Origin of the sequence: Persephonella sp., assembly GCF_027023985.1 — a bacterium.
Taxonomy (GTDB): Bacteria; Aquificota; Aquificia; order Aquificales; family Hydrogenothermaceae; genus Persephonella_A.
In genome coordinates this window covers 31387-40997 of record NZ_JALVTW010000014.1, presented here as the reverse complement: position 1 = coordinate 40997, position 9611 = coordinate 31387, and the positions used below count along the sequence as shown (strand labels likewise).

The 9611-nt window shown below is 33.5% G+C and carries 11 protein-coding genes; 4 read left to right on the top strand and 7 right to left on the bottom strand.

What is annotated here, in order from left to right:
* The 3 genes from MVE07_RS03820 to MVE07_RS03810 all read right to left on the bottom strand — a co-directional run.
* The coding region (locus MVE07_RS03820) for a hypothetical protein (RefSeq protein WP_297454210.1) at positions 1-322 on the bottom strand (322 nt) is incomplete at its 3' end.
* Positions 315-761 (bottom strand): hypothetical protein, encoded by a 447-nt coding sequence (locus MVE07_RS03815; protein WP_297454207.1) that lies wholly within the window; start codon positions 759-761, stop codon positions 315-317. The genes MVE07_RS03820 and MVE07_RS03815, both read right to left, overlap by 8 nt.
* A gap of 285 nt (positions 762-1046) precedes the next feature.
* Positions 1047-2144, bottom strand: coding sequence for an RtcB family protein (locus MVE07_RS03810; protein ID WP_297454204.1), 1098 nt, complete (start codon positions 2142-2144; stop codon positions 1047-1049).
* A 100-nt stretch (positions 2145-2244) separates the two neighbouring features.
* Here MVE07_RS03810 and MVE07_RS03805 point away from each other — a divergent pair, with 100 nt between their 5' ends.
* Together MVE07_RS03805 and MVE07_RS03800 are read left to right on the top strand one after the other, a co-directional pair.
* Positions 2245-3360 (top strand): ABC transporter permease, encoded by a 1116-nt coding sequence (locus MVE07_RS03805; protein WP_345781542.1) that lies wholly within the window; start codon positions 2245-2247, stop codon positions 3358-3360.
* Positions 3357-4436: an ABC transporter permease gene (locus tag MVE07_RS03800; RefSeq protein WP_297454198.1), complete on the top strand. Its 1080-nt coding sequence runs from the start codon at positions 3357-3359 to the stop codon at positions 4434-4436. The genes MVE07_RS03805 and MVE07_RS03800 overlap by 4 nt, the downstream gene beginning before the upstream one ends.
* 24 nt (positions 4437-4460) lie before the next feature.
* Here MVE07_RS03800 and MVE07_RS03795 read toward each other — a convergent pair whose 3' ends face one another.
* Entirely contained in the window at positions 4461-5495 is a 1035-nt protein-coding gene (locus tag MVE07_RS03795; RefSeq protein WP_297454195.1) for a hypothetical protein, read from the bottom strand.
* 48 nt (positions 5496-5543) lie between these two features.
* Here MVE07_RS03795 and MVE07_RS03790 point away from each other — a divergent pair, with 48 nt between their 5' ends.
* Both MVE07_RS03790 and MVE07_RS03785 read left to right on the top strand, forming a co-directional pair.
* Positions 5544-6761 carry a WYL domain-containing protein gene (locus MVE07_RS03790; protein ID WP_297454192.1) on the top strand — a complete coding sequence of 406 codons (1218 nt, stop codon included), beginning with the start codon at positions 5544-5546 and terminating at the stop codon, positions 6759-6761.
* Positions 6761-7168, top strand: a complete 408-nt coding sequence (locus MVE07_RS03785) for a VOC family protein (RefSeq protein ID WP_297454190.1) — start codon at positions 6761-6763, stop codon at positions 7166-7168. Before MVE07_RS03790 ends, MVE07_RS03785 begins: the two co-directional genes overlap by 1 nt.
* Here MVE07_RS03785 and gmhB read toward each other — a convergent pair.
* Genes gmhB through MVE07_RS03770 form a run of 3 tightly spaced genes read right to left on the bottom strand, consistent with a single transcriptional unit; the run spans position 7158 to position 9597 of the window.
* Positions 7158-7721: a D-glycero-beta-D-manno-heptose 1,7-bisphosphate 7-phosphatase gene (gene gmhB, locus MVE07_RS03780; RefSeq protein ID WP_297454189.1), complete on the bottom strand. Its 564-nt coding sequence runs from the start codon at positions 7719-7721 to the stop codon at positions 7158-7160. The two genes, MVE07_RS03785 and gmhB, sit on opposite strands and share 11 nt — an antisense overlap.
* Positions 7718-9103 carry a TldD/PmbA family protein gene (locus MVE07_RS03775; RefSeq protein ID WP_297454188.1) on the bottom strand — a complete coding sequence of 462 codons (1386 nt, stop codon included), beginning with the start codon at positions 9101-9103 and terminating at the stop codon, positions 7718-7720. Before MVE07_RS03775 ends, gmhB begins: the two co-directional genes overlap by 4 nt.
* Positions 9103-9597: a hypothetical protein gene (locus tag MVE07_RS03770; RefSeq protein ID WP_297454187.1), complete on the bottom strand. Its 495-nt coding sequence runs from the start codon at positions 9595-9597 to the stop codon at positions 9103-9105. Before MVE07_RS03770 ends, MVE07_RS03775 begins: the two co-directional genes overlap by 1 nt.
* Positions 9598-9611: the final 14 nt, after the last annotated feature.

Below are 9611 nucleotides of genomic sequence, written 5' to 3'. Positions count from 1 at the left end.
CTTGTGTTACTAAATTCGTATTCCCTGTAGGAACAACTTCTACTTCATAGGGTAGTTTTTCTAAGACTTCTTTAAAAGATAGCTTGAAATTATCATTTAGTGAATATATTCCTTCAAATAAAGAAGGATCTATTTTTTCCAAGTCCTCAATATCACATTCCAATTCTACAAGTTCACCTTGAGTTGATACTGCCAAATCATAACAGGGAGTTTTTAAAAGAATTTCATTGGATAAATCTTCATTTATTTCAATATCATCTTCAGTATAAAGGCTAACTATTCCGTGTTCTAAAGCCTCTCTATCTATTTTTAGATTAATCATTTTTATTTATTTCCTTGACAATAAATCTATCAGATTTTTTAAAATAATCAACCCTATTTACAATTATTGTTCTTATGTTTTGAATATCTCTATTAACAACAACTGCCACATCCTTATTATCCAGTATTTTTACGAAATAGATTGAACCTTTTTTGCTCTTGTCTATGGAAATTAGGTCAGGTTTTTTTAAAATTAAACCAATATTTTGAAGGCCGTAAATATATTCACTTTTGTAGCGAGCTTTTTTCTTTTTTCTTTCTAAGTCTTTAAAGATATGTTTAGCTTGATAGTCAGTTAAAATGTATTCGTTTGAAAGAATATCTTTGTGAATAGCAATTATTTTTTCCTTTCTTGGATACTGTTTGAGTTTTACAGTATCTCCTATTCTTTTTTCTACTTTTCTGTTCACATCTACGTATTTTTTAAGAAATATATCCATAGCTTAATCTTATTTTCATAAATATTTTTTCTGTTGTAAAAAGAAATTATTCGCATAATATCCAAAATTTTCAAATTCTTTCATATATTTTGGCACAAATTTTTCCGAAACTTTTTTGTTTATTATGGGTTGCTCAAACAGGAACTATATAACACATCCAATTAGGATTGACTTTTTACCTTGGAATTTTATCCTAAGGATTACAGATAACTTTTCAAAAAAATATCATTAAAAAGCAATCAGCCATTAAAATTTAGAACTTAAAAGTTTAAAAATTTTTATTTTTTATCCCTTTATATTCACTAAAGGTTTAGCTACATCAACAACTTTTATAACAACTCCGTCTTGTGCTTGAATTACTTTGTTAATGTCTTTATAAGCAAAAGGTGCTTCATCAAGGGTTTTTTCGCTGACTTTTGCTACAATATCTGCCTGTTCCATAACTTTCTTGAACTCTTTCAGGTCTATTGTTTCCTTTGCCTTCCTTCTGGATAATACTCTACCTGCACCATGGGAAGCAGAGGATAAAAACTCTTTATTACCAAGTCCCACTGTCACATAAACGCCATCTCTCATATTTGCAGGGATTACTCCGTATTGGCCTTTTTCTGCAGGGGTTGCACCTTTCCTGTGAAGAACTCCTTCTTCAGTAAGAACCGCATGGTTATGGTTTTCATTGATTAACTTTTTGTCTATCAGTTTCTTAATCTCTTTTTCTGTAAATCCTAAAATCCCAAGAATTTTTTTCATCATTGTTAGTCTGTTTTCAAGGGCATACTCAAGGGCAAAATTCATATCCTCAATATAAGCCTGTCCCCAGAAACTATCCACAGATAAAAATCTACCCTTTTTCATATAGTAAGAAGCTATAGAATGTCCTATATTTCTTGAACCTGAGTGTATTGTGACGCATACATTTCCCTCAAGATTTTCTCCTATCTCAATAAAATGATTACCACTTCCCAGTGTTCCAAGTGAATGAAATAGTTTGTCATTTACCTTTTTATTCAGATTTTTGTCCCCTGAAGCTGAACGGAATGGAGTATAATCAAGGGGCTTTTTTCTGATATTTTTTCCGACAGGTATTTCCTTATATATCTCCTGTGCTACCTTTTCCCTGTCTTTTTTGGTTTTAAAAATCTCCTCGGTTTTTATCCCTGTGTCAACAAAACACATTCCACAACCGATATCATATCCGACAAACGAGGGAGATATATGTCCGTCAACCAGTGCAACACCGCCTATGCAAAGGTCATATCCGGCATGGACATCAGGCATAATTGCCAATTTTTTTACAATATCCAGAGAAGCCACATCATGTATCTGTTTTAATGCCTCAGGCTCTATCTCCTCAAGATTTATCAGGCTTTTTATCTTTTCCATTTTTCCCTCTTGGACTTTTTTATTTAGAAAAATATTCACTGAAAAGTAGTTTTCAATATTTATTTTGCAGAAAAATAATTATAGATTATTTATTGAGATGATAAATACCGGAGTTATAAAAGCTTATATTCTAAAAGAAATCACAGAACTGGTCAGGTCAAAGTTCATCATTCTTGTGTATCTTTTTCCTACGATGGTTATGCTTCTGTTTGGCTATGGCATCAGAATGGAAGTGACACATTCAAGAACAGTTATTCTGGATTATGACCGGAGCAAACTTTCTTATCAACTTATATCCAGATTTGAACATTCTAAATATTTTGATACTACCGTTTCCTATGAACCGGAAGATAAAATCTTAGATAGAATGAAGCAGGGCAAAGTTGATATCTTAATTATAATCCCTGAAGGATTTGAAAAAAGATTACTAAAAGGCCAGAAAACAGAAATAGCAGCCTTTATTGATGCTTCTTTCCCACTACGGGGAGTTACTATGCAAAGTTATGTTGAGGGAATGATACTTAATGCTGCTTCTTCATATCTGAAAAATATTTCTGTAAAAAATTTAATCACAATAAATCACCGTAATTTGTTTAACCAATCTATGAGAGATGAGAATGCCATAGTTCCCGGGTTACTTGGGATTATTTTACTGGTTGCACCTGCTATTTTATCGGCATTGCTTATTGTCAAAGAAAAAGAAATGGGCACTATTTTTAATTTTTATTCTTCTCCTGTTAGAAAAGTGGATTTTTTGATTGCAAAGTTACTGCCTGTATTTTTTCTTCACTCTGTAAATATTTTTATCCTGTTTTTGTGGGCTACTTATCTGTTTAAAGTGCCATTTAAGGGCAGTTTTTTTATATTCTGGCTAACTTCAGAAATTTATGTGCTGATAAGCGTTGCTATTGGCCTGCTGGTTTCGGTTATAACAAGAACACAGATAGTTGCCTTAATTGCAACAATAATTATCACGGTAATCCCGGGATTTTTATATTCAGGAATACTTATGCCTATATCATCTATGACAGGAGAAGCTTATATAGAAGCCCATTTATTTCCTGTGATGTATTACAACCATATTGTTTATGACTCCTTTCTTATTGGACAGGGATTTTCCTCAGCTAAGAATATTATCTATTTCCTTATTATGATTGGATATGCAGTAGCTTTGCTTACAGCAGGTAGTATCTTAATGAAAAAGGAACTAAGATGAAGGCTTTCTGGAGTATTTTTGCAAAAGAAATAATAACATTTTTGAGAAATTGGGGATTGGTAATTGTCTTGCTTTATTCATTTACCATTGACGTTTATATTGCAGGACAGGGGTTTGAGGTAAAGCCCAGAAATGTCTCTATAGGATATGTTGATTACTCACAGGGAGTCATTTCTAAAAAAATCTTGAACCATTTACACAGCCCAGAATTTAAGCCACCTGTTGAGTTTGAATCTCAGGAAGAACTAAGTAAGGCCATCTTTGATAAAGAAATTATGGTTGGTCTGGTATTTGAACCTGATTTTGAAAAATCCCTTTACAAAAATGGAAAAACTCAGGTTAATGTTTTACTGGATTCTACAGCTGCAGCACAGGCTTTTATAACATTATCTTATTTACAAAATATAGTGATGAGTTTTTCACAACTGAAATTTCCTGTTGAGCTGAAAATTCATAAGATTTTTAACCAAAACGCAGATACACGGCAATTTATATCATTTGCAGAGTTTTTATCAAATTTAACACTCCTGGGTGTTATCCTGTCTGCTGTTGTTTTTGTCAGGGAAAAAGAAAATGGAACATGGGATATAATGCTACTGATGCCTGTTGATTCAAAACTTATTATCCTTGCAAAAAGTTTTTCTCAGATTGTTATCACAATGATTGGCACTATTTTAAGCGTTGGTCTGATTTTGTTCGGTGTATTTGACGTTCCTATGAATGGCAATTTCTGGGTTTTTATTGTTTTTACATTTGTTTATCTACTTTCTGTTAGCGGAATAGGACTTTTTATTGCGTCTGTAGCACAAAATATGCTTCAGGTGGCACAGCTGTCTGTAATTATTATGATGCCTATTATCTTTCTCAGCGGTGCATGGACACCGATATACTCAATGCATCCTGCAATCCAGTATCTTTCTTATCTCTCACCTCTTAGATATTACATTGAAGGAAGTATCAGCATATTTTTCAGGGGAATTTCTTCTATTGATTTGGGTATCTATTTTGTGGCGCTGACAATTTTAAGTGTGGCTTTATATATCTTTGGATTTAGGAAAATAGGAAAGCTGTTTTAAAAGCCCCTTTCGGGGCTAGAAAGATCATTTTTCTTCTGTTTCAAAATAGGCTGAATTTAGCACATCGTCAAAGTCAATGTAATCTTGGATTTTGTCATACAGGAACGGAGAAATTTCTTTTAGTTTGTTTACAGACTTTTCGTAAGCTTCTTTATCAGAAAGTTCAGACTGAATGTGTTTAAGCAGCTGGATATTTACATAAAGGAAATATTCTGTATAACTTACCATCACCTGAAAAGCATCATTATCCCTCAGATTTTCAAATTCATTTTTTGCAACTGTATCAATTATAGAAGAGGCAATATCTATAATCTTCTGGGCTTTTTCAATATCATTGCTACTAATCAAAAGTTCTGCATAGGCAGAAAGGAAAAACAGCATATTTGAGTTTAGATTATCTTTTGGGTAATCCATAGATACACGAAATATAATCCATTCTGCGACATTCTGGAATGCTTTCATAGCAAGCTTATAATCATTATCAACAATATTCATTGCGATATGACCCTCTATCTCATAAAGCAGGTCTTCATCAGGATATTTTTCTTTGAGTTTTTCAAGGAATTCTCTGGCTTCAACAACATCGTAAGATGCATAAAAGTTCAGAAACTCATAGTATCTAAGAACTTTTGTTTCTTTATCTGAATAAGTCGCCTCAACCAATTCATAGAAGTGGTCTTCAAACATAACGATATTGCTTTCTTCCAGATGAATCAGTGTAAGAATTACATCAACAACTTCATATCTGTTCTTTTCCAGTTCAAAATATTTATCCATCAGATAATCAAAAACCAGTTCAAAGTCTTCTTCGCTGAATTTTGTAATAAAGTAGTTGAGCAATGCACGGAAAAGATTTTCATATTTAGGGTTGTTTAAGGCAATAATTTCATCAATGGCAGACATTGTAACGTTGATATCAGAAAAGAGGTGGGACATTACTTTGGTAGAATCAAATATTGTCCATCCATACTCGCTCAAATCAACAAGAACAGTAGTAAGATACTCAAGGGACTCATCATCAAGGCTGAGCAAAAATTGTTTAAGGAAGCTTTTTTGCATAAAGGCTTTACCTCCAGAGGTTTTTTATTCCTCTATCTTAATTAACGGATGCTTTACCCTTTTTCTGACTTTAATATAAAAGATAAATGTGAAATAATTTTTCCCATAGAGATTTTAGTTTATACTCAGGAAAGAATGACAAGGAATGATGCTGAGTTTTTAAGGGCTTATATAGAGATAATAAAGTTTCTTCTTGATAAAGGGGAGTGGGTTGAAACTAAACAGATACGGGATTTTCTGAGTAATCTGGGTATTTTACAGGGAAATTATGAAAACAAAAGAAGGAAGCTGAATAACTACCTAAATCATCTACACACAAGGGATTATATAGAAAAACAGATTTCAGGAAGGTCAAACAGATGGAAAATAAATGAAAGGATGTTTACAAATATTATTTCCCTCAGTGATAAAGAGAAAGATGCCCTGCTTCTTTCACTTACTTTTACCCCTGAAGAATACAAAAAATTTGAGTATCAAAATGTAATAAAAAATATTCTCAGGAAAGCCGGAGAAAAAATTTCCGAAGAAAAGGAATTTATTCTGAATAATGCCTTTACAAATATACCATTGCTACACACAGGAAATTATCCTTATGATTTTCAACTTGTGGACACACTTATTGAGGACATCCTTAAAAAGCGGGTTATAAAAATCAGATACAAAAATAAAACAAAGGATATTATTCCGTTAAAAATTGTTTATTTTCACGGGGCTTTGTATCTACTGGCAAAAAGAATTGGAAACACAAGATACTCAACATACAGATTAGGCTGTATAAAGAGAATAGGTGTTGTAAATGAGGTAGAGGATACAAAGATTTTCTATCGGGGCAGTTCCAGAACCCCGCTAAATTTTGAGGACGAAGAGCCTTTTCCGTTTGCTGTAAAACTGCCTGATTATTATGGTGTATGTGGAAATAGTGGCAAATTTAAAGTATTTTATACCCAATTTCATATTGAGAAATTAACGGATAACTCCTATAAAGCTTATTTACTTGGATTTTCTTCAAGGAGATTTTTTCCTGCTTTTTCCTATCTGGAAATAGAAGAGATTTATCCTCCTGATGAAGATATGATAGCTATAATGGGTAAATATCTACCTGAGGAAAAAGAAAACCTAATAAAAGTTTTGACAGGCAAAAAATTAGATACATTACTTGAAACGGATTTGCAGACTTTACAAAAAAGATTTTTAGCTTTTATAAAAGACTATAATAAATTTTTGGAAAATAGAAAACAAAAACTATCAAAATTTGTGGAGCAGTAATGGAGTTTAGAATTCATCATGTAGCTGTTTCAGTTTCAGACATGGAGAAAGCCGTGGAGTTCTACTCAATACTTGGTTTTAAAGAAATAGCTTGCTACAAGGATGATAATCTGGAAATTAAGCATTTATATCTAAATGGATTTATACTTGAGCTTTTTTGTTTTAAAGAGCATATCGGCAAAGAATTAGTTGAACTATGGGAAGACTTAAAAAGAATTGGTGTTAAACATTTTGCTTTATCTGTTCCTGATATACATAAGGCAAAGAAGCATTTGTTAGATAAAGGCATAATTCAGGAAGATATAGAAATAAAAAAAGGGAGAACAGGGATTTTATACTTTTTTATTCAAGACCCAGACGGAAATTTTGTTGAGATAGTAGAAGACAGAAGGAATATTAAACTTTAGCTTCTTTTAGAATAAAGTTTTCTACAACATCAAGTATATTTTCCCCTATATAATCTGCCTCTGTGTTTTCAACATATTTCATTCCTTGTCCTGTTTTTACAAGAGCAGCTTTTATACCTTCTTTGTGTGCAGCTTTTATATCATTTTCTTTATCTCCTATAAGGAATGAAGCAGATGGGTCTATATTAAATTCCTGTATCCCCTGTCTTATCATCCCGCTTTCCGGTTTTCTGCAATCGCATTTTATTGCCAGTTCAGGAATTATTCCTTCTGGATGGTGTGGACAATAATACACCTTATCTATTTTTATTCCTTCATTTTCAAAAACCTTTAGAATATGCTCTGTAAGTTTTAAAAAATCTTCTTCTGTGTAATATCCCACTGCAATTCCAGACTGGTTTGTTACTATAAGCAGTTTATAGCCTGCTTCCTGTAATTTTTTTAAAGCCGGAAAAACTTCAGGATAAATATGAAAATTTTCTATTTTGTGGACATAACCAAAATCCTCATTAATCACTCCATCTCTATCAAGGAAAACTGCTTTGGTTTTCAAGAACTTCCTCCTACTATAAGTGATTTTATTTTTATTGTTGGTTGGGCATCACCAACTAGAGCTGCCTGTCCGTTTTTTCCGCAGGTTCCTATAGCCCAGCCTATATCATATCCAACGGCTTCAACATCCTGCATGGCTTTAGGGCCATTTCCCATAAGAGCAGCCCCTTTAATTGGATAAGTTATTTCTCCATTTTCTATCATATATCCTTCTATAATTTCAAACATAAAATCTCCGTTAACTGTGTTAACCTGTCCGCCTCCCATTTTGACAACATACAATCCCTTTTTAGTATCTTTGATAAAATCATGAGGGTTGTCTTTACCTGGAGTAATAAATGTGTTTCGCATTCTAACAATTGGGATATTCCTGTAAGTATCCCTTCTACCATTTCCTGTTGAGCTTTTTCCTGTTTGCATTGCAGTTAATCTATCATACATAAAGCCCTTTAAAATACCATTTTCAATCAAAACTGTTCTCTGGGCCGGAACCCCTTCATCATCAAAATTAAAACTGCCCATCTTACCTTCTATGGTTCCGTCATCAATAACAGTTATTTTTTCTGAGGCTACTTTTTCTCCGATTTTTCCTGCATAAACGGACATTCCTTTTTCTGCAAGGTCAGCCTCAAGACCATGACCTACAGCCTCATGTATCATTGTTCCACCGGCTTCAGAAGAAATAATAACCGGCATACTTCCAAGGGGAGCTGGTTTTGCACTAAGTCCTAAGACTGCCCTGTGGGCTGCCTTTGAAGCAACATAATCAATTATATTGATTGTATCTCCCTGAAAAAATTCATATCCTATGGTACCCCCGGCAGATTCATAGCCTCTATATAGGTTTTTGCCATCTGAAGCTATAGCTTCTACATAAAGGGCAACCCTTATCTGTGTATCCTCAACTATATCCCCGTCTGTATTTATGATAAGAATTTCCCGTTTTATATCTTTTAGAGTAATTCCTGCCTGTTTTATCTGAGGGTCATAACTTCTTACTATATCGTTCGCCGTAAGAAGTATCTCTTTTTTTCTTTTCAGGAAATAATCCTCAGGGTCTATTTTTGCAGGGGAATATCCAATAAGATGTTCGATGCCTACTTTTATTTTCCCTTCACCTTCATGGGAGTTGATTGTGCTAACCAATAACTCAAGATTTTCTTTGTTTATTTCTGAGGTATAACCGTAATGGGTTTTTCCATTTTTGATTAATCTTATTCCTACACCTTCATCTATTCCTTCAACTGCTTTGCTAAGCCTGTTATCTTCATATTTCAGAATGGTGGAGTATGTTCTTTCATAAAATATCTCTCCAAACTCTCCACCGTTAGACATAAGCCGTGTAAGTAGATAGGGAGCTATCTCACGGATAAATGTTTTCATTATAATCCCAGTAGAAATGCTATCTCCTCAGGAGTTTTTCCTTCCAGTAAGTAGTTTAATGCCTGCATTCCCTTTTCATCAAGGGCAATATAAAGTGCTTTGTCTCCTGAACTAAATGGAACCACCAGAATTGGAACCCTCCATGTTTGAATAAATCTTGTCCAGTCGGGTTTAAATCCTGAAAGGAGCAAAGAGGCTTCCCTAAATTTCCCTAAAACTATATTAACAAGTGCAAACATATATTTTGCTTCAGGAATTTTTGAGGCACTTTTTGCAAGCTCTCTTCTGGAGCCTTTAAAATCTCCATCTATAAATTTATTAAAACCTTCCACAAAAGCCTTTTCTTCCTCAGGCATATCAAGATAAAACTCAAAAGGGATTTCCATATAAGCCTCTGAGTTATCTATTTCTGCCCATGGGGCAACCTGTGTATGAACTTTCTCCGGATGACCTTTGAAGATATAGATATCTATCTTTTTTTCAGCTGTATTCATATTTTTACCTCTTT

Excerpts from the sequence above, each read along its gene's own strand:
- MVE07_RS03815 (WP_297454207.1), bottom strand. The coding sequence starts at position 761 with ATGGATATATTTCTTAAAAAATACGTAGATGTGAACAGAAAAGTAGAA.
- MVE07_RS03790 (WP_297454192.1), top strand. The coding sequence starts at position 5,544 with ATGCTTTACCCTTTTTCTGACTTTAATATAAAAGATAAATGTGAAATA.
- MVE07_RS03795 (WP_297454195.1), bottom strand. The coding sequence starts at position 5,495 with ATGCAAAAAAGCTTCCTTAAACAATTTTTGCTCAGCCTTGATGATGAG.
- MVE07_RS03770 (WP_297454187.1), bottom strand. The coding sequence starts at position 9,597 with ATGAATACAGCTGAAAAAAAGATAGATATCTATATCTTCAAAGGTCAT.
- MVE07_RS03785 (WP_297454190.1), top strand. The coding sequence starts at position 6,761 with ATGGAGTTTAGAATTCATCATGTAGCTGTTTCAGTTTCAGACATGGAG.
- MVE07_RS03775 (WP_297454188.1), bottom strand. The coding sequence starts at position 9,103 with ATGAAAACATTTATCCGTGAGATAGCTCCCTATCTACTTACACGGCTT.
- MVE07_RS03810 (WP_297454204.1), bottom strand. The coding sequence starts at position 2,144 with ATGGAAAAGATAAAAAGCCTGATAAATCTTGAGGAGATAGAGCCTGAG.
- MVE07_RS03800 (WP_297454198.1), top strand. The coding sequence starts at position 3,357 with ATGAAGGCTTTCTGGAGTATTTTTGCAAAAGAAATAATAACATTTTTG.